This window comes from Aquabacterium fontiphilum (assembly GCF_009909205.1).
GTDB lineage: Bacteria > Pseudomonadota > Gammaproteobacteria > Burkholderiales > Burkholderiaceae_C > Aquabacterium > Aquabacterium fontiphilum.
In genome coordinates this window covers 77098-102547 of sequence record NZ_JAAAPN010000008.1, presented here as the reverse complement: position 1 = coordinate 102547, position 25450 = coordinate 77098, and the positions used below count along the sequence as shown (strand labels likewise).

General features: G+C 67.2%; 26 protein-coding genes. 11 read left to right on the top strand and 15 right to left on the bottom strand.

Annotated elements, in window-relative coordinates; genetic code table 11:
• Positions 1-120: 120 nt before the first annotated feature.
• Positions 121-366 carry a type II toxin-antitoxin system ParD family antitoxin gene (locus GTZ97_RS10930; protein ID WP_161650664.1) on the top strand — a complete coding sequence of 82 codons (246 nt, stop codon included), beginning with the start codon at positions 121-123 and terminating at the stop codon, positions 364-366.
• On the top strand, positions 359-649 hold the full coding sequence (locus tag GTZ97_RS10925) for a type II toxin-antitoxin system RelE/ParE family toxin (RefSeq protein WP_161650663.1): 291 nt from the start codon (positions 359-361) through the stop codon (positions 647-649). Before GTZ97_RS10930 ends, GTZ97_RS10925 begins: the two co-directional genes overlap by 8 nt.
• A gap of 11 nt (positions 650-660) precedes the next feature.
• Here GTZ97_RS10925 and GTZ97_RS10920 read toward each other — a convergent pair whose 3' ends face one another.
• Positions 661-1638, bottom strand: coding sequence for an alpha/beta hydrolase (locus GTZ97_RS10920; RefSeq protein ID WP_161650662.1), 978 nt, complete (start codon positions 1636-1638; stop codon positions 661-663).
• 36 nt (positions 1639-1674) lie between these two features.
• Positions 1675-2517: an SDR family NAD(P)-dependent oxidoreductase gene (locus tag GTZ97_RS10915; protein ID WP_161650661.1), complete on the bottom strand. Its 843-nt coding sequence runs from the start codon at positions 2515-2517 to the stop codon at positions 1675-1677.
• A 213-nt stretch (positions 2518-2730) separates the two neighbouring features.
• Here GTZ97_RS10915 and GTZ97_RS10910 point away from each other — a divergent pair, with 213 nt between their 5' ends.
• Positions 2731-3378 carry a TetR/AcrR family transcriptional regulator gene (locus GTZ97_RS10910; RefSeq protein WP_161650660.1) on the top strand — a complete coding sequence of 216 codons (648 nt, stop codon included), beginning with the start codon at positions 2731-2733 and terminating at the stop codon, positions 3376-3378.
• A 103-nt stretch (positions 3379-3481) separates the two neighbouring features.
• On the opposite strand, the gene GTZ97_RS10905 is transcribed toward GTZ97_RS10910, so the two are convergent.
• From GTZ97_RS10905 to GTZ97_RS10875, 7 genes are all read right to left on the bottom strand, one after another.
• A complete protein-coding gene (locus GTZ97_RS10905) occupies positions 3482-4762 on the bottom strand; it encodes a pectin acetylesterase-family hydrolase (RefSeq protein ID WP_161650659.1) in 1281 nt (426 codons plus the stop codon).
• 122 nt (positions 4763-4884) lie between these two features.
• On the bottom strand, positions 4885-6126 hold the full coding sequence (locus tag GTZ97_RS10900) for a rhodanese-like domain-containing protein (RefSeq protein ID WP_236651146.1): 1242 nt from the start codon (positions 6124-6126) through the stop codon (positions 4885-4887).
• Between the two features lie 327 nt (positions 6127-6453).
• Entirely contained in the window at positions 6454-7479 is a 1026-nt protein-coding gene (gene arsB / locus GTZ97_RS10895; RefSeq protein WP_161650657.1) for an ACR3 family arsenite efflux transporter, read from the bottom strand.
• 11 nt (positions 7480-7490) lie between these two features.
• Positions 7491-7994, bottom strand: coding sequence for an arsenate reductase ArsC (locus GTZ97_RS10890; RefSeq protein ID WP_161650656.1), 504 nt, complete (start codon positions 7992-7994; stop codon positions 7491-7493).
• A 7-nt stretch (positions 7995-8001) separates the two neighbouring features.
• Positions 8002-8496, bottom strand: coding sequence for an arsenate reductase ArsC (locus GTZ97_RS10885; protein WP_161650655.1), 495 nt, complete (start codon positions 8494-8496; stop codon positions 8002-8004).
• 51 nt (positions 8497-8547) lie between these two features.
• Positions 8548-9027: an ArsI/CadI family heavy metal resistance metalloenzyme gene (locus tag GTZ97_RS10880; protein WP_161650654.1), complete on the bottom strand. Its 480-nt coding sequence runs from the start codon at positions 9025-9027 to the stop codon at positions 8548-8550.
• A gap of 11 nt (positions 9028-9038) precedes the next feature.
• Positions 9039-9377, bottom strand: a complete 339-nt coding sequence (locus tag GTZ97_RS10875; RefSeq protein ID WP_161650653.1) for an ArsR/SmtB family transcription factor — start codon at positions 9375-9377, stop codon at positions 9039-9041.
• 115 nt (positions 9378-9492) lie between these two features.
• Here GTZ97_RS10875 and GTZ97_RS10870 point away from each other — a divergent pair, with 115 nt between their 5' ends.
• The 3 genes from GTZ97_RS10870 (at position 9493) to GTZ97_RS10860 (ending at position 11329) form a co-directional block, all read left to right on the top strand.
• Positions 9493-10266 (top strand): DUF481 domain-containing protein, encoded by a 774-nt coding sequence (locus GTZ97_RS10870; protein WP_161650652.1) that lies wholly within the window; start codon positions 9493-9495, stop codon positions 10264-10266.
• A 92-nt stretch (positions 10267-10358) separates the two neighbouring features.
• A complete protein-coding gene (locus GTZ97_RS10865; protein ID WP_161650651.1) occupies positions 10359-10790 on the top strand; it encodes a YidB family protein in 432 nt (143 codons plus the stop codon).
• A gap of 50 nt (positions 10791-10840) precedes the next feature.
• Entirely contained in the window at positions 10841-11329 is a 489-nt protein-coding gene (locus GTZ97_RS10860; RefSeq protein ID WP_161650650.1) for a DUF1499 domain-containing protein, read from the top strand.
• Positions 11330-11344: 15 nt separating this feature from the next.
• Here GTZ97_RS10860 and GTZ97_RS10855 read toward each other — a convergent pair whose 3' ends face one another.
• Both GTZ97_RS10855 and GTZ97_RS10850 read right to left on the bottom strand, forming a co-directional pair.
• A complete protein-coding gene (locus GTZ97_RS10855; protein WP_161650649.1) occupies positions 11345-12835 on the bottom strand; it encodes a flavin-containing monooxygenase in 1491 nt (496 codons plus the stop codon).
• 196 nt (positions 12836-13031) lie between these two features.
• A complete protein-coding gene (locus GTZ97_RS10850) occupies positions 13032-13493 on the bottom strand; it encodes a hypothetical protein (RefSeq protein WP_161650648.1) in 462 nt (153 codons plus the stop codon).
• Between the two features lie 153 nt (positions 13494-13646).
• Between GTZ97_RS10850 and GTZ97_RS10845 the strand changes: the two genes are divergently transcribed.
• The 4 genes from GTZ97_RS10845 (at position 13647) to GTZ97_RS10830 (ending at position 20373) form a co-directional block, all read left to right on the top strand.
• Positions 13647-14006: a hypothetical protein gene (locus tag GTZ97_RS10845; RefSeq protein ID WP_161650647.1), complete on the top strand. Its 360-nt coding sequence runs from the start codon at positions 13647-13649 to the stop codon at positions 14004-14006.
• 141 nt (positions 14007-14147) lie between these two features.
• The gene (locus tag GTZ97_RS10840; RefSeq protein ID WP_161650646.1) at positions 14148-15479 is read left to right on the top strand and encodes a TolC family protein; all 1332 of its coding nucleotides are present in this window, start codon (positions 14148-14150) and stop codon (positions 15477-15479) included.
• A gap of 31 nt (positions 15480-15510) precedes the next feature.
• Positions 15511-17202 (top strand): efflux RND transporter periplasmic adaptor subunit, encoded by a 1692-nt coding sequence (locus GTZ97_RS10835; RefSeq protein ID WP_330863593.1) that lies wholly within the window; start codon positions 15511-15513, stop codon positions 17200-17202.
• Positions 17203-17214: 12 nt separating this feature from the next.
• Positions 17215-20373, top strand: a complete 3159-nt coding sequence (locus GTZ97_RS10830; RefSeq protein ID WP_161650645.1) for an efflux RND transporter permease subunit — start codon at positions 17215-17217, stop codon at positions 20371-20373.
• Between the two features lie 67 nt (positions 20374-20440).
• Here GTZ97_RS10830 and lipA read toward each other — a convergent pair whose 3' ends face one another.
• The 4 genes from lipA to GTZ97_RS10810 all read right to left on the bottom strand — a co-directional run bounded on the left by lipA (position 20441) and on the right by GTZ97_RS10810 (position 24704).
• On the bottom strand, positions 20441-21448 hold the full coding sequence (gene lipA / locus GTZ97_RS10825) for a lipoyl synthase (protein WP_161650644.1): 1008 nt from the start codon (positions 21446-21448) through the stop codon (positions 20441-20443).
• 141 nt (positions 21449-21589) lie between these two features.
• A complete protein-coding gene (lipB, locus tag GTZ97_RS10820) occupies positions 21590-22285 on the bottom strand; it encodes a lipoyl(octanoyl) transferase LipB (protein ID WP_161650643.1) in 696 nt (231 codons plus the stop codon).
• 16 nt (positions 22286-22301) lie between these two features.
• Positions 22302-23453, bottom strand: coding sequence for a DNA-processing protein DprA (dprA, locus tag GTZ97_RS10815; RefSeq protein WP_161650642.1), 1152 nt, complete (start codon positions 23451-23453; stop codon positions 22302-22304).
• A gap of 78 nt (positions 23454-23531) precedes the next feature.
• Positions 23532-24704, bottom strand: coding sequence for a LysM peptidoglycan-binding domain-containing protein (locus tag GTZ97_RS10810; RefSeq protein WP_161650641.1), 1173 nt, complete (start codon positions 24702-24704; stop codon positions 23532-23534).
• Between the two features lie 217 nt (positions 24705-24921).
• Between GTZ97_RS10810 and def the strand changes: the two genes are divergently transcribed.
• Entirely contained in the window at positions 24922-25434 is a 513-nt protein-coding gene (gene def, locus GTZ97_RS10805; RefSeq protein WP_161650640.1) for a peptide deformylase, read from the top strand.
• The last annotated feature ends 16 nt before the right edge of the window (positions 25435-25450 follow it).

Sequence of the window (25450 nt, the reverse complement as noted above, 5' to 3'; positions counted from 1 at the left end):
GCGTTCTGCCGCAGGCAGAACCACCCACTTGAAGCCACGCGGCTCGCCCTGGGCTGGTGGCTCGCGCACGCCACAAGCACCAATAGTATGATGATCAACTCACACTGCGGAGCCGACATCATGGCCACTGTGCGCAAAACAATCACCCTGACCGACCAGCAAGACCACTGGATCAAGGCTCAGATCGAAGCCGGGCACTACACCAACGACAGTGAGTACATCCGCGACCTGATTCGTCGCGAGCAAGAGCGCATGGGCCAGTTAGAGGCCATTCGGTCCGCCTTGATTGAAGGCGAGAACAGCGGCGCGCCACAGGCTTTTGATGCGCGCGCATTCAAGCAAAAAATGCGCGCAAAACATGGCTGAACTGCTGCTCACACCGGCAGCACTGCAAGATCTGGAAGACATCTGGCAGTACACAGCCCATCACTGGAGCATCACTCAAGCTGAACGCTACCTGGACCGCTTGACGGAGTGCTTCAACGCCTTGGCCGCAGCCCCGATGGTGTCATCAGCCTGTGATCACATTCGGCCTGGCTATCGGCGACAGGTGGTCGAACGTCACGTGGTGTACTTCCGTGTCGATCAAGACAGCGTGACGGTGGTTCGCGTCCTGCATGAGCGCATGGACGCGATTCGCCATATGTGATGCCTTGACGCTCAAACGCCCCACTGCTGCTTCATGAACGCCGCCTGGCGTTCCAGCGCCTTGGTGGCGCTGGGCATGATGCCGGCGTGAATCTGGAACACGTGCCAGCGGCCCTTGTAGATCTCGAGCTCCACATGGCGATCAAAGCGCTTGGCCGCGTGCAGCAGCCACACCGAGTCGTCGTGCAGCACCTCGATCTCGCCCACCTGCACCAGCGTGGGCGGCAAGGTGCTCAGGTCCTGGCGCTTGGGGAAGGCCAGCGGGTGGTCGTGACGAGGGCGGTACCACGCAAAGCCCTGCATGCCCCACTCGATGTTGATCATCGGGTCGAGCTTCTTGTACTTCTTGACGCTGTCGCTGTTGAGCTTGGCATCGAAGGCGGGCGACATCATCACCAGGCACTTGGGCGTGGGCAGGCCCTCCAGCTCCAGCGCCTTGAACAGCAGCAGCGTCAGCGTGCCGCCGGCCGAGTCGCCGCCCACCGCGATGTGCTCGGGCTTGTAGCCGCGCTTGAGCAGCTCCTTGTAGCCCGCCACCGAGTCTTCGATCTGCGCGGGGAACGGGTGCTCGGGCACGCGGCGGTAATGAATGGCCAACACCTCGCAGTTGGCCATGCGGCTCAGGCGGGTGGTGATGCTGCGGTGGCTGCGCGGGCTGCCAGCGCAGAAGGCGCCGCCGTGCAGGTAGAGCATGGCGTGCTTGGGCTGCGGCGTGGCCTTGGGCGTGATGCGCTCCGCAGCCAGCTTGCCGATCATGATCTTCTCGACCTTGACGCCGCCGCCCGGCGGCATCGACACCGACAGCGTGTGCAGCACGGCGCGCTGCAGGCCCACAGGCATGGGCGGCTTGATCACCGGCTTGAACAGCAGGCGCAGGCTGCTGCGCATCAGCGCGGCCGTGATGCTTTCGCGCGCACCGGGCAGCGGTTGATAGATGCGCTGGATGGGCGCTTGGGCGGTGGCGGCAGCTTCTTTCATCACGGCAGACATGGTGTGGTGTCCTTCAGGTACAGCAAGACAGAGGGCTCAGCCCAGCATGGTCTTCTTGGCGAAGAAGGTCGTCATCGGTTGATACCATGAGCCGAAGAAGCGCACGACCTTGTCGAGGAACTTGGCGTCAGGCCCCACCAGCACACGGCGCTTGTTGCCTTCGACCGCACGCAGGATCTGGCGCGCGGCGCTCTCAGCCGTGGTGGTGTTGAGCAGCTTGTCGAACTTGGCCTTGGCCGTCTCGGGGTTGGCGCCGGTCTTGGCCGAGATGCTGTTATCCATCTTGGCGTCGCGGGCGATGTTGGTGCGGATGCCCCCCGGGTGCACGCAGGTGGCGCTCACGCCGCATTTCTCCAGATCCAGCTCCTGGCGCAGGGCTTCGGTGAAGCCGCGCACGGCGAACTTGCTGCTGTTGTACGTGCCTTGCGTTGGCAGCGACAACAGGCCGAACAGGCTGGAGGTGTTGACGATGTGGCCCTCGCCGGCGCGCTTCAAGTGCGGCAAGAAAGCCTGCGTGCCCCACACCACGCCCCAGAAGTTGATGCCCATGATCCACTGGAAGTCTTCGGGCTTGACGGTCTCGAGGAAGGCGCCCAGCGCCACACCGGCGTTGTTGAACACCAGGTTGACCTTGCCGTGGTCTGCGGCGGCCTGGTCGGCCCAGGCAAAGACCTCGTCTCGGTTGGCCACATTGACCTTGGCTGTGGTCACCTTCACGCCGAGCTTGCCGGCCATCGCGGCGGTCTCGGCCAGGCCCTTCTCGTTGACGTCGCTGAGCGCGAGGTGGCAGCCACGTTGTGCCAGCTCCAGCGCCAGGGTACGGCCCATGCCCGACGCCGCGCCTGTGATGGCGGCAACCTTGTTCTTGAAGTCCTTCATGCGTGCGACCCAGGGAGAAAAGAAGACCTTGGCTGCCGGGCGGCAGCGGCGGGATGCCAAAATCCAGGTCAATCAGCGCGCTGTCTGCGTTTGGACCACGAATTTGACAATCGTCAATTTCAAATATCCTATTTGACAATGACCGTTTCCAGAACCAGGGTTAACCCTGAATCCCCCGCGTCCTCGGGGACGCCGGGCCGGCGCTATGGCGGTGTGGATTCAGAAGAGCGCCAGCGTCAGCGGCGCGCCAAGCTGATCGACGCAGGGCTGGCCGTGTTCGGCGAGCAGGGCTACCACGCCTCGACCGTGCGCGATGTGTGCGCGCGCGCGCAACTGACCTCGCGCTATTTCTATGAGTCGTTCGACAGCATGGAGGCGCTGTTCAAGGCCGTGTACGTGACCATCAACCGCGAACTGATGCAGCACACGGTGATGGCGTTGGCGCGCTGCGAGCCGCAGCCCGAGAAGCTGGCCGAGGCCGCATTGCGCACCTTCTTCGAGTTCATCCGCGACGACCCGCGGCGCGCCCGTGTGGGCCTGATCGATGCGATGAACGTGGGCCAGAGCATGAGCGACCTGACGGGCAAGGCCACGCAGGATTTTGCGCACCTGATCGCCGGCTTCATGCGCCAGATGTTTCCCAACCTGGAAGCGCATGGCCTGGATCACCAGATCATTGCCGACGGGCTGGTGGGCTCGAACACCCGGATTGCGACGCAGTGGGTGGCCGATCGCTGCAAGACGCCGCTGGAAGATGTGCTGCGCAACGCACAGGCCATCTTCGAGGCCTGCATTGCGCACGCACGCGCCAAGGACGAGAGCCTGAGCGCCAGCCAGAAGCCCGGCAAGACGGGCACCTGATTCCAGTCACCGCATAAAAAAGGCCCGGCACAAGGCCGGGCCCAAAAGACGCCCATGCAGGACAGGCGTCTGGTCAACCACCACGGCCTTCAGGCCGATGGGTTCACAGGAAGAAGCCCTCGAACAGCGCCACCAGCCATTGCAGCGGGTTGACGGCGAGTACACGTTTGAAGTCGGATTGCTGGTCGTATTCGATGGCCCGCATCACGGGCTTGCTGGTGTCGAGCACGTTGTCGTAGAACTGGACGACCGACTTGATGCCCTGCTCTTCGATGCCGGTGCCCGTGAAGTCCATGGTCACCAGCGTGTGCGACTTCAGGAAGGGCCGCCACAGCGGCAGGTAGAAGCCGGTGTTCGACGACGCGGTGCGCAGCTGCAGCACCCAGTTATTCAGATCTTTGCGCCACAGGACGTTGAGCGCCTTGTCCTTCTCCTTGCCCGACAGCGCCGCGATCTCGGGATAGAAGCTGGTGTACGAGAAGGCCGAGAAGATGCCGTCTTCCTGGAAGCTCATGTAGCCGAAGCGGTCGTTGGGGAACACCTTGGGCAAGCCCGTGTTCAGCGTCGACAGGTCGCTCACGTCGCCCGCGTCGGGATACATCGTGATCAGCTCGGTGGCGATGCCGTCAGGCCGATCCACGCCCCACAGCGAGCGCACGCGGTTTTGCAGCGGCAGCGAGGGGTAGCGGTCGGGCGTGCCGGCCTGTGGCGCGGGGAACAGCGGGCCCGAGTCGGCCACGAGCGCCGATTTTTTCGGGTTGACGATCAGGCGCAGCCAGCCGTAGTTGGCCGTGGAGCCCACGCCCCCGGCCGACGAGCCCGACACCAGCAACTGCTCAGGGCGCGGCAGGTTGTCGGCCATCCATTGCGCGGTGGCCTTGCCGTTGAGGTAGCCGCGGTGGTAGTAGACCGTGGGCTTGGCCGGGTCGAGATCGTTGTAGACCTGGGTGCTGTTGCCGGTGTGCACGTCGCCCGTGCAGTAGGGCACGTAGACCATGTTCCAGCTCTGTGTCTGGATCTTGCCGAGCAGCGGGATGCGCGTGATCAGCGGCGTGGCCTGGCCGAATGCGGCCAGATTCGCTTCGCTGAAGTACTTCTCTGAGACGCCATTGGGGTTGGAGGCAACCTCGGTCAGCTTGCCCTGCCCGGTGCAGCCGGCCTGGTTCCAGCAGGCGCCGCCACCTTCGAAGTAGACCAGCGTCTTGGTGGTGAGCGGCGTGCGGTTGACGAAGATGCGCGCGGGCGTGCCGTTGCCGCACGATGCGCCCGACGACGCCGGCAGCGTGACCGCCGTCCATTTGTAGTACTCGACCGCCAGCGCAGCGCCGGGCGCAGCGACGGCCAGCCCGAGCGCGCAGGCCAGGGTACGGGACAGCATCGACATGGCAGGTCTCCTCAATCGTTCAGATTGAGCGGCATGCTGCCGAACGCCGCGCATTCAATGAATGGCGACATTCCCGGATCGGGGGAACCCGGCCCCGTAAGTACGGGGTCACCTGCCTGGTGTCATCGCATGCCGGGCGCGCTGACCGACGAGTTGCGCCGGACCGAGGGCGCCGGCATGGCCGGCCGGTAGACAGGCGCGGCATAGGACGCCTCCGCCGCGTCGTCTTCGTCCGTCAGGTGCGCGTTGACTCGGGCGACCCAGTCGTTGACGGACGACAAGGCCTGGGCGATGTCACCGCGCAAGCGGGCTTGCCGCTGCTCGCTGTCCTTAATCCGGTCCAAGTTGCCTTGATTCGCCACATCGGCAACCCGCTTCCAGCTTTCCTGCGGCACGCATCGGGGGCCAGACGCCACACCGCACGTCAACGGGGCGACGGCCTGCGCCAGACGAACGGCCGCTTCGAAGTCCACGGTCTCCCACGCCTCTCCACGAGGGCGCGGCGGCTCCAGCCGGAGCAGGCAAGCACGGTAGTTGTTCAGCCAGGCGCGTGCGCGCTCTAGCTCTGCGTTGCTCATGCGCTCCTTGGTGAGCGGCGGTCCGCAATCCGCCACCGAGCCGCCGGCATGCCGCGCGCTGGCCAGCTTCAGGTTAAGCAGGCGCACGTCGATGCGCTCCAGCATGTCCTTGAACAACTGTGGATTGGCTTCTGCCTGGTGTCGAGCAAGGGCAATGGCATTGTTGGCCAGCATTTCACCCTGGAGATAGCTGCGATTGATCTCGTCCAGCACAAGTCGATTACCAGCAAAGCCGTTACGCAGATCAGCAAGGCAGCGCTCGTAGCGCGCACGCAATATTCGCCGAGGCTCGCTGAACTTGCTGTCCAACTCCATGGCGTGCCGGGCCGTCACGAACACCTTGGCGTAGTCCTCAGCGCCATACGACAGTGCGGCATATTTGCAGCGCTGAATCATCTGCTCGGCTCGGATCGGGATGCCAGAAGCCCCAAGTTCGTCTCCCTGGAGCGGCAAGCCCGCATGAATCCACCCGGCATTGCCCTGCCGCAACCAGAAGACGTGGGCGTAGCCGTGCTGCCGCGCGCGCACGCTGGCGTTGTAGGACAGGGCACAGCGCGCGTGGTGACAATAGAACAACAGGGGGCGCATCTTGTCGCGGCCACTCAGTTGCGCCAGCCGTTCGCCCAAGCGCTCGTGGGCCTGCTCGCTGAGGTCCGGCGAGGCCAACTCCGGGACGGCCTGGGCGCCAGGCAGTTGGCGCTCATCGTTCATGACCTGCACCACGACCAAGCGCTCACCCAGCGCATCCATCAAGCACTTGGCCTCTTCTGGACGAACGGTGGTCACCCCTGCGATCGCCTCGGGCATACCCTCGGACGTACGTTGATACTGGACAGGCGTAGGCTCGTCTGTCGCTGCCGACACATAGCATCTTGCCATCGCTTCAGCGACCCCGCCGCTTGCAGCGCCTGACTGACTCGCCCACACGGGCCAGGCAGACGCCCACGCAGCCGAGAGGCAAAGAAGAACTTGGCGTACGACGCGGGGTACAGCTTTCGACATGGCGTGAGGATGGGCAGCGAGACTGGCGATTCAGATTATGCGCCGCCCTCGGCGGGCGCGACTTGTCGGGCCGCGCAAGGGATCGTGCTTCCTGTGCGAAGTTCAGCGCACCTACGCCCCCGCCCGCTCGTACCAGCCCTTGCTGCGGTTGACCAGCGCGACCAGTGAGAGCATCACTGGCACCTCGACCAGCACGCCCACCACGGTGGCCAGCGCCGCACCCGAGTTCAGCCCGAACAGCGAGATGGCCACGGCCACGGCCAGCTCGAAGAAGTTGGAAGTGCCGATCAAGCAGGCGGGCCCACCCACGTTGTGCGGCAGCTTGAGCCAGCGCGCAGCCAGGTAGGCGATCAGGAAGATGCCGTAGGTCTGGATGATGAGCGGCACGGCGATCAACCCGATGACGCCCGGCTGAGCCACGATGGTTTCGGCCTGAAAGCCAAAGAGCAGCACCACGGTGGCAATCAGCCCGACGATGGACCATGGCTTGATGGCCGCCACGAAATCGGCCAGCGCATGCGACGAGCGCGACAGCAGCACGCGTCGCGTGGCCATGCCGGCCAGCAGGGGCAACACCACATACAGCACGGTCGACAGCAGCAGCGTCTCCCACGGCACGGTGACCTTGGTGACACCCAGCAGAAAAGCGGCAATGGGCGCGAAGGCGAACACCATGATGATGTCGTTGACCGACACCTGCACCAGCGTGTAGTTGGCATCGCCCTTGACCAGCTGGCTCCACACGAAGACCATGGCCGTGCACGGCGCCACGCCCAGCAGGATCATGCCGGCGATGTACTCGCTGGCCGATTGCGGGTCGACCCAGTCGGCAAACAGGTACTGGAAGAACAGCACACCCAGTGCGGCCATGGTGAAGGGCTTGATCAGCCAGTTCACCACCAGGGTCAGCATCAGGCCCTTGGGCTTGCGGCCCACATCCTTGATCGATGACCAGTCGATCTGGATCATCATCGGGTAGATCATCACCCAGATGAACACGGCCACGACCAGGTTGACGTGGGCGTACTCGATGCCCGCGATGAGCTGGAACAGGCCCGGCGCAGCCAGGCCCAGCGCGACACCGGCCAGGATGCCCATGCCGACCCACACGGTCAGAAAGCGTTCGAACAGACCCATGATGCCCCCGCTCAGCTGCGCGCAATCTCGTCGAGCGCGGCCTGCAAGGCCTCACGCGACATGCTTGCAAGCGGCAAGGCCAGCAGCTGCAGCATCTTGTAGCCGATGGCCTGGCGCGTGAGCTCGAACGCGCGGCGCTTGCCTTCGTCACCACCTTCGGCATTCGACGGATCCGGGTAGCCCCAGTGCACCTTCACAGGCTGGCCGTTGCCACCGAAAAACACGGGGCAGGACTCGGCTGCTGCACTGTCGCACACCGTGATGACGACGGACAGCGGGGGCGCATCGGGCGTGGTGAACTCGTCCCAGCTCTTGCTGCGGTAGGCCGAGGTGTCGATGCCGGCGTGGTTCAGCGCCTCGACGGCAAACGGGTTGATGCGGCCGCTGGGCGCGCTGCCGGCGCTGTGGGCCTTGACATCCTTGCCGAGCCGGGCGGCGAGGTGGTTGAGCATGCCCTCGGACAAGACGCTGCGCGCGGAGTTGTGGGTACAGAGGATGAGAACGTGGGTGGTCATGAACGGCTCACTGCTTGCCGATGGCGTCGAGTTGGTGTTGCAGGGACAGTGGCGCGAGCTTGTCGATGGGCAGCGCCAGCATCAGCTCGATGCGGCGCTTGAGCGCCTGGGCGGCATCTTTGAAGGCCCGGCGCTGCTCGGCCTCGCTGCCCTGCACGGCGGCCGGATCCGGCACGCCCCAGTGCGCGGTCATGGGTTGCCCCGGCCACACCGGGCAGACCTCGCCCGCGGCGTTGTCACACACCGTGAAGACGAAGTCCAGCGCGGGCGCGTCGGGCTGGGCGAAGACGTCCCAGCTCTTGCTGGCGAAGCCCTGGGGCAGGATGTGCATCTGCGCGAGCGTTTCGAGCGCGAGCGGGTGCACGGCCCCCTTGGGCTGGCTGCCTGCGGACCAGGCCTTGAAGCGCCCCTGTCCGAGCTGGTTCAGAAGGCCTTCGGCCAGGATGGAGCGGGCCGAGTTGCCGGTGCAGACAAACAGCACGTGGTAGGTGCGATGGTCCATGGGGGTACCTCTTACTGCAAAGAACTTGCTGCCAAAGAAACTGTGCGCGGCTCAGCAGCAGCCAGACGCTGACTTGACGGGGATGCCCACCGGCTTGCCGCGTGGGGGGCAGCAGGCAGAGGCAGCCGGGGCGGCCGGGGCCGGCTCGGGCTCGCCCCCGCTGAACGTGGGCACGTTGCCCAGCGTGTGGAAGTGCTCCCAGGCGATGCCCTGCGGGTCGACCAGCCAGTGCTTGTCGCTTCGGGCATAGCAGCAGGCGGTCTCGCCTTCGTCGAGCAAGGTCAGGTCCGCCGCTTCGGCACGCTGCTTGAGTTCGCCCAGTTCGGCCGGGTCGTCGACCTGGATGCCCAGATGGTCGACGCCCGGTTGGCCACCGCGCTGCGAGATCGCGAAGTTCACCGGCGGATCCTCGAGCATCCACTTGGCGTAATCGGCCTCCTGACGGGCAGGCGTCTGGCCGAACAGCCGGGAGTAGAACCCGATGCTCTGGCCCAGATCGGCCACGTGCACATGGACATGAAAGCGTTTCATCAGCGGCTCCTTCAGCAACAGGTGGAGGCAGAGTTGGAGGCAGGGGTGGGCGCCAGCTCGCACGGCACCCCCTGGCAGCAATGGGCTGTGAGGTAGCCCATCACGTCGTTCATGCGCCCGAAATCGGCGCGGTAGATCAGTCGGCGGCCGTCGCGCTCTTGCGTGACCAAGCCGGCATGCAGCAATTCCTTCAGATGAAACGACAGGCTGGAGGCCGGCACATCCAGCGTGTCGGACAGGGCCGTGGGCGTGAGCCCTTCGGGGCCGGCGCCCACCAGCGCGCGGAACACCCGCAGGCGCACCGGCTGGGCCAAGGCCGCAAGCGAAGCGATGACATCGTTTTCTTCCATATTTCCATTATCGTCGAATTATTGAATTTAGCAAGGGGCGAATCGGCACGCGGTATGCTGCGGCGCAGCAGATCGCACCCGATCTCACGCCACCCACCCATCAGAAAGGAAAGCCATGTCTTGCCGCCGCGTCCCCCTGCTCGCCTGCGCCTTGTGTCTGGGAAGCGCACCGCTGTGGGCCGAACCTGCCCCGCGCGATGGCGTGTGGCGTGGGCTGGCCGGGGCTTCGCTGTCGTTTTCGAGCGGCAACACCGACTCCAGCGCGCTGCTGGTCAACGTGAACCTCACGCGCCAGGTGGAAGGCGCGAAGACCTCGGTTCAAGCCTTCGCCAACCAGGCCCGCAGCAAGGTGGACGGCGACCGCGAGACCACGGCGAACAAATGGGGCGTATCCGGTCGCCAGGATCTGGACCTCGGCCCGCACTGGTTCGCGTTCGTCAAGCTTGGCGTCGACGCCGACCGGCTGCTGGAACTCAAGCACCGCAGCAACGTGGCCACCGGTCTGGGTCATCACCTGATTCGCAGCGAGCGCCATACGCTGGACGTCTTCAGCGGTTTGAGCCTCACGCGCTCGGTCTACCGCGAGGCGCAGACCATCAACGACAAGACGGACACACGGTTCTCGAACACCGGCGTGCTGATCGGCGAGGAGTCCAGCCACCAGCTCAACGACACCGTCAGCATGAAGCAGCGGCTCGAGTACAACCAGGGCCTCAGTGGCGACAAGCTCAACTTGCTGCGCTTCAACGGCTCCGTCAACGTGGCCATCAGCAAGGCCACGTCGCTGTCGGTGGGGCTGATCCGCACGTACAACAGCAAGGTGCCGCCTGGCGTGAAGAAGGTCGACACCTCGCTGTTTACAGGGCTGAATGTCAAGCTGGGCCGGTAAGCCCTGCGCCCAGCCGCGTTTGCGCCATCACAAATGCCGCGTCGGCATCAGCTGGCATAAACTGGGTTTTCAGCCACAACAGGAGGTGCATCATGGGATTGCTGAATCAACTGACCGGCGGTGTGGTGAGCGCACTGGCCACAGGCGACAACAGCGGGATGGGGCAGCCGGGGGCGGTGATCACGCTGGCCACGCAACTGCTCAACGCGCCGGAGTTTGGCGGCCTGCCAGGCCTGATCAAGACCTTTGAAGACAAGGGCTACGGCGAGCTGGTGGCCTCCTGGATCGGCCAAGGCCGCAACATGCCGGTGACGGCCGACCAGATCATGACGGTGCTGGGCAAGGATTTCCTGGCCCGACTCGCTCAGGGCAGCGGCAACACCCCGGAGCAGGAGGCCGCGGTCATCAGCGAGGCCTTGCCCCAGCTGATCGATCGACTGACGCCCGATGGCGTGCTGCCCGATCAGCAACAGCTGAGCGCGCTGGTGGCCAACGTGCTGACATCGGATCAGGCGCCTCGCTGAGCGGATCGGCCGCGCCGATGCGCCCGATGCGCTCACCCACACGCAGCCGCATGGCCGTCACTGCTGCCTTGGCGCTGCTGATGGCTGCTGCTGTCGGCACGCAGCTGGGCATGCTGGCGGGCGAGCCTCCCGCTGACCTGGGTGTCCGGGACGGGCGGCTCAAGCCGCCTTCGGAGACGCGCAACAGCGTGTCCAGCCAGGCGCGGCTGCTGCCTCAGCACCCGCAACACGCCTATGCGCAGGTGGACCCGTTCCCGATGAAGCCCGCCGGGCCACAGGCCTCCTGGCAGGCCTTGCGCACCGTGCTGACACGCACGCCGGGGGTGCGCATCGTGGCCGACCAAGGCGACTACCTGCGCGCAGAGGCGCAGACGCCATGGATGAAATTCGTGGACGACCTAGAGTTCTGGCTCAACCGCGAGGAGGCCGTGATCGAGGTGCGCAGCGCCAGCCGCCTGGGCCGGGAAGACTTCGGCAAGAACCGCCAGCGGGTCGAGGCCCTGAGGGCGGCCTACCTGGCGCAGCCCTCACCGCCGTGAGGCGGTTGCCTGCTCTCAGGCCGCCATGCGGTCGCCACCCTTGCCGGCCCCACCCGCCACGTGCGGCTTGCGGAAGGACATGACGCCGTCTTCCAGCTTGCCCTCGCGCAGCTGTTTCTTGTCGGCCGCATAGTTCTGGAACAGCTTCCACGGCGCCCGGTCTGCGCCCTTGGGCAGATAGGCCTCGGCTCGTGCGACGTAGCCCGAGGTCATGTCCAGCAGCTGCGTGGGGCGCACGTCCGGCGTGCGCACGGGCACGGCGATGCGGGTGCCGCTCTTGTCCATGTGCTTGAGCAGGCGGCAGACATACTCGGCAATCAGGTCGGCCTTCAGTGTCCACGAGGCGTTGGTGTAGCCCAGCGTGTTCGAGAAGTTGGGGATGTCGCTGAACATCAGGCCCTTGTACGAGATGTGTTGATTCATCTCGATGGCCTTGCCGTCGACCGTCATCGTCATGCCACCGAACAGGCGCAGATTCAGACCGGTGGCGGTGACGATGATGTCGGCCTCCAGCACCTCGCCCGACTTCAGCTTGATGCCGTTTTCCACGAATCGGTCGATGTGGTCGGTCACCACATTGGCCTTGCCCTTGCGAATGGCCTTGAACATGTCGCCGTTGGGCACGGCGCACAGGCGCTGATCCCACGGGTTGTAGGGCGGCGTGAAATGCTTCATGTCGAAGTTCGGGCCGACCTGGGCCTTGACCTGCTTGAGCAGCAACCAGCGCATGAACTTGGGGAACGAACGCGAGAGCTTGAAGATGCTCTGCGTGATGAAGTTGTTGCGGGCACGGCTGATGTTGTAGACCGTCATGGCCGGCAGGAACTTCAGCAGGAAGCGCACCATCGGATCGAACTGCGGCACCGAGACCACGTAGCTGGGCGTGCGCTGCAGCATGGTCACGAGCTTGGCCTTGTCCGTCATCGAGGGGATGAGGGTGATGGCGGTGGCCCCCGAGCCGATCACCACGACACGCTTGCCGCTGTAGTCGAGGTTCTCAGGCCAGAACTGCGGGTGAATGACCTGGCCCTTGAAATCTTCGCGGCCCTTGAACTCGGGTGTGAAGCCGGATTCGTAGTTGTAGTAACCCGAGCACATCATCAGCCAGTGGCACTGGATCTGCACCATCTCGCCAGACTTCTTCTGTACCGTCACCGTCCAGGTGGCCGTGTCGCTGTGCCAGTCGGCGGCGATCACCTTGTGACCATAACGGATATTGCTTTCCAGCCCGTTCTCGCGGGCCGTTTCAGCAATGTAGTTGCGGATGCGGTGGCCGTCGGCAATCACCTGCTTCTCGGTCCAGGGCTTGAAGTTGTAGCCCAGGGTGTACATGTCGGAGTCAGACCGGATGCCGGGATAACGGAACAGATCCCACGTGCCGCCCAGCGTGTCTCGACCTTCCAGAATGGCAAAGGACTTCTCGGGACACTGGCTCTTCAGGTGGCGGGCCGCGCCAATGCCGGACAGGCCAGCGCCCACGATCAGCACGTCAAGTTGTTCGGTCATGGCGACGTCTCCACAGCGGTCAAGGGTGAGTTGATCGTCACCCAGACACGCCGGGCAAACCGGCCTGATGCTGACCAGGGTCAAGTGACGACTTGTGTTGTCACTTTATATTTGAAACGGCGCATTGTCAAATAGCAAGGGTGCGCGTTTACCCTAGGACGCGCACCCCATCCCCTCGGATCGGTGGGGCAGGCAGTCAGTGCACCGTGCCCAGATCGCTGCGGGGCCGGATCTCGAAGTCCAGCCCATAGATCAGCGCCTCCAGCAGCTCGCGGTCTTCGTGCGGCAAGCTCCATGCCGCCAGCATACGCTGAAGCAGCCTTGCTTCGCCAGGCTCGACGAACCCGTCACTGATGATCACGGCGGCACACATCCGCGCCACCTGTTGCTGCAGCACCGGGTCGTCGATCAGGCCCAGCCAGTGCTGGACGGGCAGGAGGTCGCTCACGGCGCTGCGGGTACGCCGCCGGCTGCTGAGAAAGGCTTCGTAGGTTTCGTCCAGCAGCGCGTGCCAGTTGTCGCGGCTCAGTCCGAGCCGGTCACAGACCTGAACGCGGTGCAGCGCAAACAGCTCTGCGTCGTTGATCTCGTTGTTGGCAAACAGGGCCACCGCCACGATGCGGCCGGCCACCATGGGGCTGTTGTGGGTCATCGGCATGGGCTGCTCCTTCTACTCACGTGCACATCGCCCCACTCTAGGGCCATGCGTGGCTGGGCATCCATTCGGTTGTGCGGTGTAAAGACTTCGGAAAATCCGGATCACGTGAAGGGATGACGCAGGCAGGCCGCCCGCGCCGTATGATGGGTGACCATGCGCCGCCTTGTTGCCATCGTCCTGTTGCTGTGGATGCCACTGCACGCCCTGTGGGCGGCGGCAGCGCCCTACTGCACACACGACTCGCGCGAGACAGCAGCAGGCGCCGAGAGGCACCTGGGGCACCATGCTCACCCCCACCCGGCACACGCAGAAGTCGGCGGCGGCGGGGATCCGACGGGCGGGGGACACCCGGAATGCCATGCCTGCCACGCCTGCAGCTCGGTGGTGCCGGCTTGTCTGCGCGCACCCACTGCGGCCCCCGTCGAGGCACAACGTGCCTGCGCCACGCTGCACACCCCACCAGGGCCCTGGCCGGCCCGGCCTGAGCGCCCCAAATGGCCGCTGCTCGCCTGAGCCGGCGAAGCAGCCCACTGCCCTGACGACCTGACGTGACTGGCGGCGCAATGCGTCTGCCAGGCGCGCATGCGTGGTCGTGCTTCGCCGATGACCTTCATCGCGGCAGCCCTCTGCAGCCGCCTACTCAAGGAGCATCGCATGCACACCGGCATCACCATGCCGCCGCGCACCTTGCGCACCGCCTGGCCAGCCCTGCTGGCCCCCGTGGGTCTGGTCCCGATCCTGTCCATCCTGGCCGTTGCCCCCGCCCGGGCCACGCCGCCGGACGCCCCGCCCCTTGCGCCACCCGCCCTGCGGGTCGCGTTCGAACAGGCCTGGCAACACCACCCGCAGGCGCGCGCCAACCCTGAACGCCGCCAGGCAGATGCCGCCCAACAGGCCGCGGCAGGCAGTTGGCTGGCCGCACAACCCGCCCTCAGCCTGAGCACTGAAACCGACCGGCTGCACCGCGACCGCGGGGAGCAGGAGCACAGCGTGGCACTGAGCTTGCCGCTGCGCTGGCCCTCGCAACGTCTCAGCAGCATGGCCCACGCACACCAGACCACCCTGTGGCGCGACGCCGAGCAAGCCCGCGCGCGCTGGGCGCTCGCGGGCACCGTGCGCGAAGCATGGTGGGAATGCCAGCGCGCGGCAGCACGCGCCACCTTGGCGGCGCGCCAGCAAGACCACGCGCAAGCCTTGGCCGATGACGTGGCCCGCCGGGTGGCGGCGGGGGATCTCGCCCGTGCCGACTCGCACCAGGCCCGCATGACGCTGGCCCGGGCCACCGCCGAGCTGGCCCAGGCAAAGGCTGAGCAGGATGCGGCCCGCCAGCACCTGCAAGCGACCCTGGGTACGGGAACGGTCCAGGCGCAACAGACCTGCGACGGTGCGGCCGCACCTGAGGCTGCGCCTGAAGCCGACGCGCCAGGGCCGGACGCCGAACTGGCGACGCTGGAGGCGCACCCCGCCTGGGTCAGCTGGCAGGCCCAGGCCACCTTGCAGGCGCAAGCCCTTGTCCACACTGCGGCGCTTGCGCGCGGAGAGCCCGAGGTCACGGTGGGCTGGCTGCACAAGCGTGAGCAGCATGGCGAGCGCCCGCGTCAGGCCGTGGCACTGGCGCTGCGCCTGCCGCTCGGCGCGGCCCCCGGTGCCCAGGCAGCCACGGCCCAGGCCCGCGCGGACGCCGCACTGGCTGCGGCCGAAGGCAACCCGTTGCGCCAGCGGCTGCTGGCGGACTGGCACACAGCGCGAACGCGACACGACGCGGCCAGCCGCCAGCTCGCCGCGGCGCAGACGCGAGCGGCGCTCGCACGCGACACGCTGGGCTTCTTCGAACGCGCCTTCCAGGCCGGCGAAGCCGACCTGCCCGCGCTGCTGCGCGTGGCTCAGGAGGCCTTCGACGCCGAACAGCAGGCCGTGCTGGCGCGCATCGACGCGGCCGCATCGGTGTCCGCGCTCAGGCAGGCCGCAGGCCTGCTGCCCCAATGACACGCCCCCCAAGATCTGGATGGACGCAACCATGAACACCACGCTGATCTCTTACGTCTGGCGTCAGGCCGCGCGCGCCCTCTGGCTGATGCTGAGCCTGCTCCCCGCCGCCCACGCCACCGCCAACGGCGGCACCCACGGCCCGGATGGGGCACACACGCCCCGGCTGCTGGCCGAATCGGCCGCGCTCGAACTGGTGGCCATGCCCGACGGACCGCACTGGACGGCCTACGTCGATGACCATGCGACCAACGCCCCGGTGCGCCTGGAGGCCATGAGCCTGATGCTGCAAGGCCAGCGGCTGCCCGCCCGGGCCGGCGCGGCTGACACCTGGCAGTTCACCTTGCCGGCCGGCCTGCCCGAAGGTACCTTGCCGGTGGTGGCCGAACTGCAGTGGGCGGACGGCCGCACAGGCCAGTTGCGCGGCACGCTGGACTGGCATGCGCCTCATGCCGAACCGGACGATCACGCGCACGGCCCTACCTCCGCGCAGGCCCTGTGGGCGCTGGGAGGAATTGCTGCGGGGGTGGCGCTGACCGCGCTGGCCCAGTTGGTGCGAGCGCGTCGGCGAGCGAGGACGGGTGCGCCGTCAATCGTGCCCACGCTGGCGGTCGGCTTGACGCTGGCCGCGCTGGTGTCTGCCGTGCCGTCTGCTCAGGCAGGCCCCGGCCACGACCATGGCGACGAGCCCGCTACCGTCCTGCCCGACGCGCCGCGGCGCTTGCCAGACGGCTCCCTGTTCGCGCCCAAGCCGGCCCAGCGCCAGTGGCAACTGCGCACGGAACCGGCGCGCACCGCAGACTGGCCCGACGCCATCGTGCTCGACGGCCGGGTGGTGATGGACCCCAATGCCGGCGGGCGGGTGCAGGCCACCCTGGCGGGCCGGCTCCAGCCCGGCCCGGATGGCTTCGTGACCGTGGGCCAGCGGGTGCGCCAGGGCCAGCTGCTGGCCTATGTCGCGCCGGCGCTCACGCCAGTCGAGCAGGCCGCACAGCAGGCCCAGCAGGCTGAACTCGAGGCCGCGCACAAGCTGGCCGGGCAGCGCCTGGCCCGGCTGCAGCGCCTGCCAGACACGGTGGCCCGCAAGGAGCTGGAAGCCGCCGAAGCCGAGGCGCGCAGCCTGGGTCAGCGGCTGGCAGCGGTCTCGGCCGGCCTGCGCCAACGCGAGGCCTTGCGCGCACCCATTGACGGCGTGCTGGCCAGCGGGCAAGCGGTGGCCGGCCAGGTGGTGCAGCCTGGCGACCTGCTCTATGAGGTCATTGACCCCCGGCGCCTGATGGTTGAGGCCTTGCTACACGACCCTGCCTGGGCCGCGCGCATCGGTGCGGCCAGCTTGCGGCTGCCGGGCCGGTCCGGCCAGCGCGTCGAGCCCGCCCTGCCCATGAAACTGGTGGGCACATCGCGCAGCCTGCGCGAGCAGGCCCTGCCCGTGCTGTTTGCCGCACATGGGGAGGCGCTCGGCACACTGGCCCTGGGCCAGCTGGTGCAGGTCCACGTCCACAGCAGCCAGACTGCCGCGGGCATCGCCCTGCCGCTGGCGGCGGTGGTCAAGGGCCCATCGAATGAAGACCTCGTCTGGGTCAAGACGGCGCCAGAGCGCTTTGCGCCGCGTCGCGTCGTGCACGCGCCGCTCGATGGCGTGCGTGTGCGCGTCACGGCGGGGCTCGCCGATGGCGAACGCGTCGTCACGCAGGGCGCCAGCCTGCTCAACCAGATCCGCTGAAAGGGCCACACCATGTTCCGTTGGTTACTGGATGCCTCGCTCACCCACCGCGCGGTCGTGCTGCTGCTGAGCGCCGTGCTCGTGATCTGGGGCGCGCTCACGCTGTCGCGCACCCCAGTGGACGTCTTTCCTGATCTGAACCAGCCCACCGTCACGGTGATGGCCGAAGCCGGCGGCATGGCCGCCGAAGAAGTCGAGCAGCGCATCACCATGCCACTGGAGGCGGCCATGAACGGCCTGCCCGGTGTGACGGCGGTGCGCTCGACCTCGAGCGCCGGACTGGCCTTCGTCTATGTGAGCTTCGACTGGGCGGTCGACATCCACCGGGCGCGCCAGATGGTGGCAGAGCGCCTTGGCGTCACCGCCGATACACTGCCGGCCGGCATCGTGCCGCACATGGGGCCAGTCAGCTCCATCATGGGCGAGATCATGCAGGTGGCCATTCCCCTGAGTGCAGACAGTGGCGGGGATGGCGACCACGCCATGGCCGCGCGCGAGTATGCCGACTGGGTGCTGCGCCCCAGGCTGCTGGCCATCCCCGGTGTGGCCCAGGTCATTCCGCTGGGCGGGGCAGTGCGGCAATTCGCCGTATGGCCCGACACCCAGCGCATGGCCGCGCTCGGCATCACGCTGGCCGAGCTGCAGGCCGCGTTGCAGGGCTTTGCCGGCAACACCTCGGGCGGCTTTCTGGCGCGCAATGGCCGCGAGTACCTGATCCGCCACCTGGGCCACACAATCCGGCTGGACGACCTGCAACGCACGGCCGTGGCCACGCGCAACGGCCAGGTCATCCGCCTCGACCAGGTGGCCCAGGTGGGCTACGCACCAGCGCCGCGGCGTGGTGACGCCGGTCTTGACGGGCAGCCCGCCGTGATCCTCGGCATCCACAAGCAGCCCGCGGCCGACACGCTGCAGCTCACCGCGGCCATCGAATCGGCGTTGCAGGAACTGCGCTCGGGCCTGCCCGAAGGCATGAGCGCGCCGCGCGTCACCTTCCGCCAGGCCAGCTTCATCGAGGCCTCGATCGACACGCTGCAGGGCAAGCTGATCGGCGCGGCGGTGCTGGTGGCGGTGGTGCTGTTCGTCTTTCTTGGCACCGCGCGGCCGACGCTGATTGCGCTGACGGCCATCCCGGTGTCGGTGTGCACGGCCGTATTGGTGTTCCGCTACTTCGGACTGTCGATCAACACGATGACGCTGGGCGGGCTGGCGATTGCGATTGGCGGGCTGGTGGACGATGCCGTGGTGGATGTGGAGAACATCCTGCGGCGGCTGCGCCAGCCTGCGGCGCCGGACGGCGCAGCGCGCCCGTCCACGCTGGCCATCGTGCGCGCCGCGTCGATGGAGGTGCGCTCAGGCATCCTGTACGCCACCGCCATCATCGTGCTGGTGTTCGTGCCGCTGTTCGCCCTGCCGGGCATCGAGGGGCGGCTGTTCGTGCCGCTGGGCGTGGCCTTCATCGTCTCGACGCTGGCCTCCTTGCTGGTGTCGGTCACGCTCACGCCCGTGCTGGCCTCGTGGCTGCTGCCGCGCACGGCCAGCGGCCACCATGGCGACACGCGCGTGCTGGCGTGGCTGAAAGCGCGCTATCGCGTGGCGCTCGTGTGGGCACTCGCCCGCCCGCGCCGCGTGATCGGTGCCAGCGCGCTGGCGGTGGTGGCGGCAGCCGCCTCCGTGCCGTGGTTTCCGACCACCTTTTTGCCGCCTTTCAACGAAGGCACGCTGCTGGTGGGGCTGCGGCTGAACCCCGGCGTCACGCTGGCGGAATCGGTGGCCCTGGCGCGACAGGCTGAGCACCTGGTGATGACAGTGCCCGAAGTGGTTTATGTGGGCCGACGCAGCGGCCGCGCGGAACTCGATGAGCATGCCGAAGGCGTACACGTCAGCGAGCTCGACATCGGCCTGCAGCCCGCCGCCGAGCTCACCCGCAGCATGGCCGAGATCCAGGCCGACATCCGCGCCAAGCTGGCGGTGCTGCCCGGCTCGATCTCGATGGGGCAACCGCTGTCACACCGCATCGACCACATGCTGTCCGGCGTGCGGGCGCAGATCGCGATCAAGGTGCATGGCGACGACCTCGATGCGCTGCGCGCCCAGGCCCAGCGTCTGCGCGAGCGGCTGGCGGGCATCCCCGGGCTGGTCGATCTGGAGATCGAGAAACAGGTGCTGTCGCCGCAGATCAAGGTGCATGTCGACCACGCCGCGGTGGCGCGCCACGGGCTGTCCAGCGGCCAGCTCTTGAACACCCTCAACAGCCTGGTCGAAGGCAGCGAGGTGGCCCAGGTCATGGACGGCCCGCGCCGCTTTGCGGTGGTCATGCGCCTGACCGACGGCGACCGCGCGCCCGATCGCCTGGCCCAGCTGCGCATCGACACGCCCATGGGCCGCGTGCCACTGTCGGCGCTGGCGCAGATCGAGGTGGGCGATGGCCCCAATCAGATCAGCCGTGACGACGGCATCCGGCGCATCGTGCTGACGGGCAGTGCGCAAGGCCGCGCGCTCTCTGAGGTGGTGGCCGACATCCGCGCGGTACTGGCCGACACGCCGATGCCATCGGGCCTGTTCACCAGCCTGGGCGGGCAGTTCCAGGCGCAGGAGGCGGCCAGCCGCCTGATCGGTGCGCTGTCGCTCGTGTCACTGGCGCTGATGGGAGCCGTGCTGCACATGCGGTATCCGTCCGTGCGGCTGTGCGCGCTCATCATGGTCAACATCCCGCTGGCGCTCGTCGGTGCCGTGGCGGGCTTGTGGCTGTCGGGCCAGCCGCTGTCGGTGGCCGCGCTGATCGGCTTCGTGACGCTGGCGGGCATCGCCGTGCGCAACGGCATCCTCAAGGTGAGCCATTACCTCAATCTGATGCGCCTTGAAGGCGAAGCCTTCAGCCAGGCCATGGTGGTGCGCGGCTCGCTGGAGCGGCTCAGCCCCGTGCTCATGACCGCGCTGGTCACCGCGATCGCGCTGGCGCCGCTGCTGTTCGAGGCCGAGCGCCCGGGCACCGAGATCCTGCACCCGGTGGCCGTGGTCATCTTCTCGGGCCTGGTGGGCGCCACGCTGCTGGACACCTTCCTCACGCCCGTGCTGTTCTGGCGATACGGGCGCGAGGCGGCAGAGCGGCTGGCCCAGCGCGCACAGCAAAACGCCTCGGACGACGCAAGACCGGCCGAGGCGTTCTGAGCGCGCGATGGCACCTTACTGAGCGCCCAGTAGGCACCCGCCCCCAACCCGGGGGCGGCGGTGCAGCTTACACCACCCCAGCCTGCATGGCCTGCTGGTCGGCGTGGTAACTCGAGCGCACCAGCGCGCCCACCGCAGCATGGGTGAAGCCCATCTCGCGGGCAGCCTGCTCGTAAGCCTTGAAGGTGTCGGGGTGCACGTAGCGGCGCACCGGCAGGTGGTGGTTCGACGGAGCCAGGTACTGGCCAATGGTGATCATGTCGATGTCGTGCGCGCGCATGTCGCGCATGACCTGATACACCTCGTCGTCCGTCTCGCCTAGGCCGACCATGATGCCGCTCTTGGTGGGCACATCGGGGTGCAGCGCCTTGAACTTCTTGAGCAGGTTCAGGCTGAACTGGTAATCGCTGCCCGGGCGCGCTTCCTTGTAAAGGCGCGGCGCCGTCTCGAGGTTGTGGTTCATCACATCCGGCGGCGCGGCCTTGAGGATCTCGAGCGCCCGGTCATCCCGGCCACGGAAGTCGGGCACCAGGATCTCGATGCGCGTGGCCGGCGACTGTTCGCGGACCTGCTTGATGCATTCCACGAAGTGGCCCGCGCCACCGTCGCGCAAATCATCGCGGTCGACCGAGGTGATCACCACGTACTTGAGCTTGAGCGCGGCAATCGTCTTGGCCAGGTTGGCTGGCTCGTTGACGTCTAGCGGGTCGGGGCGGCCGTGGCCCACGTCGCAGAACGGGCAGCGGCGCGTGCACTTGTCGCCCATGATCATGAACGTGGCCGTGCCATGGCCAAAGCATTCACCGATGTTGGGGCAAGAGGCCTCTTCACACACCGTGTGCAGCTTGTGCTCGCGCAGGATGTTCTTGATCTCGTAGAAGCGCGTGCTGGGTGAACCGGCCTTGACGCGGATCCAGTCGGGCTTCTTCAGCACCTCGCCGGCCGGCACGATCTTGATCGGGATGCGGGCGGTCTTGGCCTGGGCCTTTTGCTTGGCGGAGGGATCGTAGGGGGTCGTACCCGCGGCAGGCGTGTCTGCGGGGGTGTCAGTGGGGGGCGTGACTTCGTGGGACATGGCTCCGGCCCGCCGCGCAGGTAGGCCGGACGGGTAGGCTAATGTAGCCGATGCCGGCCCGGCGCGGTCGTCAGATGTGGATGCCCACACGGCTGGCGCCGCGATGCAGAGCGTCACCCCGATCGGCTCACCCCAGCCGACTCACCCCAATCGGCTCACCAGTTGCCCCGCCAGCACACCCGCCACCTCGTCCGGGGCCACATCGACGCCGAGCGAGGCGAGGTCGACGGTGGCCAGCCCGCTGTAGCCGCAGGGGTTGATGCGCCCGAAAGGCGACAGATCCATCGCCACGTTGAGCGACACGCCGTGGTACGTGCAATGCCGGGTCACCTTGATGCCCAGCGCGGCCACCTTGCCCAGGCCCTTGAAGGGGTCGCGCGGGTCGGCCGGCTCGGTCAGCGCTGCATGCGCGAACGGGTCGTTCAGGCGCACGTAGATGCCTGGGGCGCCTGCGACACGGTGGCCTGTCACGCCGAAGTGCATCAGCGTGCGGATGATGGCTTCTTCGAGGCGGTAGACGTATTCCTTGACGAAGTAGCCGCGGCGGCGCAGATCCAGCAGCGGATAGGCCACCACCTGGCCGGGGCCGTGGTAAGTCACCTGCCCGCCCCGGTTGGTCTGGACCACCGGGATGTGGCCGGGACCAGGCGGGTTGAGCAGCACGTGCTCGGCCTTGCCAGCCAGCCCTTGCGTGAACACGGGCGGGTGTTCGCACAGCCAGATTTCGTCGGGCGCCTCCGGCGCGCGGGCCTCGGTGAAGGCCTGCATGGCGGCAAAGGTGGGGGCGTAGTCGACCCGACCCAGATGGCGTACAAGGGTGGCAGCAGAGGAGTTCACAACCCTGCTTTGTACCTCAGGCCGCGGCCCGGCGCTGGAACAGCGCGCCCGGCAGACGCGCCACCACACCCATGAGCTCCAGCTCCAGCAGCCGGGCGCCCAGCTCGGCCGGCGGCAAGCCGGTGCGCGCGGCCAGCGCCTCCTGGCTGACCGGGTCGAAGCCCATGGCCGCCACGAGCGGGTCGCCGTGGTCATCGGGGTCGCCCTGCGCCGTGTCAGGTACCGCTGCACGCGGGGACGACACAGCTGGCAGCGTGGCGAGCTGCAGCTCTTCCATCACATCGGCGGCGGTCTCGACGAGCTTGGCACCCTGCTTGATCAGTGCATGGCAGCCGCGAGACTGTGGCGCATGGATGGAGCCGGGAATGGCCATGACCTCGCGCCCCAGCTCGGCCGCCAGCCGCGCGGTGATGAGCGAGCCAGACTGCACGGCCGCCTCAATGACGAGCGTGCCCCGCGACAGGGCCGCGACGATGCGGTTGCGCCGCGGGAAATTGCCAGCCAGTGGCGGCGTGCCCAGCAGGAACTCCGACAGCAGCAGACCGCGGTGGGCAATCTGCTGCGCCAGGCGGGTATGGGCCTTGGGGTAGACCAGATCCAGCCCGGTGCCGACCACGGCCACCGTGCCGCCCGGCCGCCCCGGCTCGGGCAACAACACCTGGCCGGCCAGCGCGCCTTCGTGGGCGGCGGCATCAATGCCGCGCGCCAGGCCCGAGACCACCGTGACGCCGGCGGCGCTCAGGGCCTGGGCAAACATGCGGGCGTTGTCGATGCCCTGGGCAGTGGCGTGCCGGCTGCCGACGATGGCCACCGAGGGGGCCTGCGCCAGCGACAGGTCGCCTTCGGCAAACAGCACCAGCGGCGGGTCACTGGCCTGCAGCAGCGCAGGCGGGTAATCGGCGTCGCCCAGGGTGAGCAGCGCGCGGTGGGGCGCCGCCTGCAGCCAGGCGGTGGTGCGCGCGACATCGTCGTCCAGCCCCTCGGGCGGGCGCATCAGCGCCTGCCGCTCGCGGGGCGTCACCAGTTGGGCCAGCGTGGCCTCGGGCGCATCGAAAATGGCCTGGGGCGAGCCCAGGGCCAACAGCAGGCGTCGCGCGGTGCCGGGCCCGATGCCGGGGCTCCGCACCAGGCGCAGCCAGGCCTGCTGCTCCTCACTGTGTGATTGCATGGTCGTTGGACGCCCATCTGCCGGGGGCGCCGCCGGTTGTCGGCCCGGCGGGTGTCGCCGCCGGGGCCGGATAGGGGGTCAGGGCTGCGTGAAGCGGTCGCCGGGCTTGACCGGCTCCTGCACGTTCAAGATCAGCGCATACGACATGCGGTCGAACACGCGGAAGACGAACAACAGGCCATGGCGCTCGTCCGGCAGCTTCATGGCCGCACGGTCTTCCGAGGTGCGGTCGCGCACGACCTGGCCGTCGCGCCACAGCGCCAGCACATGACCGCGCTCCAGGCCGTCCCGGCTGCCGCGGTTCAGCGCCACGATGTGGTTCTGGCCGGCGCTCATGCCGTCGCCATAAATGGACACGACCTGGCCGGCCACATCCTGTGCCGGGGCCCGCGGTACGACGTTGTCGAAATCACGCGGCGCGGTGGGCGCCAGGCGATCGCCCACGGTGGCCTCCTGGCGCAGCGCGGTGATGGTGAAGGTCGAGGGGATGACCAGCGGCTGGCCATCGGCGCCCGTGCCTTCTGCGCCTTCACGTGTCAGCGCCAGGCTGCCCACATACTGCGCCTCGAAACCCAACACCTCTTGGGTGGCCGGATCGCGCAGCGGCTTGGGCTCGCGGAACAGACGGAACTCGCGACGGCCCGCCAGATCGCCACGGACATAGGCGGTTTCACCACGCGACACCATCACGCGGCCTTCCTGCGTGGCCACGATGCGCGGCGCGCGCAGCAGCTCGTCGCTGCTCTGGAAGATGACGGCTTCGTTGAAGAAGGGCTCAAGCAGGTGGACCGGCACCGACGAGATCGCGTCGTCGATGCTGCCTTCGCGCACGCGCGGGCTGAGCTTGACCGTGCCACCATCGCCGCCAACCGGCTGCCCCAGACGCAGGCGGGCGCGGCCGTCGCGCTTTTCCAGGTAGAGCACCTGGCCGGGGAAGATCAGGTGGGGATTGCGAATCTGTTGCAGGTTCATGCCCCACAGCTCGGGCCAGCGCCATGGCGACTTCAGGAACAGGCCCGAAATGCCCCACAGCGTGTCACCGCGCTTGACGGTGTAGGAGTCAGGCGCGTTGGGCGACAGCTCGGACAGCGGCACGCCAGCCTGGGCCACCTGTTGCGCGGTGGCTTTCTGTTGCGAAGTGACGGGGTAGTTGGGAAAGCCCTGCGCCAGGGCCAGACCGCTGCCTCCCACACCCAGGGCCACGAGGACAGACAGACTCAGGGCGCGGGCAGACGGCATACACTGGCTCATGAAAACGGTCTCCGAAGACGGCCAAAACCTTGACGAACGACATGTCGACGCCAATTTCGGCAAAATGAGGACATTGTTCGGCTGATTCTGCCCGCAAATTCGCGGGCGTCGCAACGAATATTGCCCTGTGTTACGCCTGCTCGACCCTGGCATTTGCCGGGGCTCGTTGTGCGGCTTCCACAACCGACGAGCCTTCGTTCCTGCCCTGCCCCACACCATGGCCCTGCTGCCCATCCTGCATTACCCCGACCCCCGCCTGCACACGGTGGCCAAGCCTGTGGCCCAAGTGGATGACCGCATCCGCCAGCTGGTCGACGACATGCTGGAGACCATGTACGACGCCAAGGGCGTGGGCCTGGCGGCCACGCAGGTCAACGTGCACGAGCGCGTGGTGGTGATCGACACCAGCGAAGAACGCAACGAGCCGCGCGTGCTGATCAACCCGGAAATCGTCTGGGCCAGCGACGAGATGATCGTCTGGGAAGAAGGCTGCCTGTCGGTGCCCACGATCTACGACAAGGTCGACCGTCATGCCCGCGTACGGGTGCGGGCGTTGAACCGCGATGGCGACACATACGAGTTCGAGGCCGATGACCTGCTGGCTGTGTGCGTGCAGCACGAACTCGACCATTTGCTGGGCAAGGTGTTCGTGGAATACCTCTCGCCGCTCAAGCGCAACCGCATCAAGACCAAGCTGGTCAAGCGCGCGCGTGACGCGCAGTCCGCCTGATGGCGGGCGCGACCAA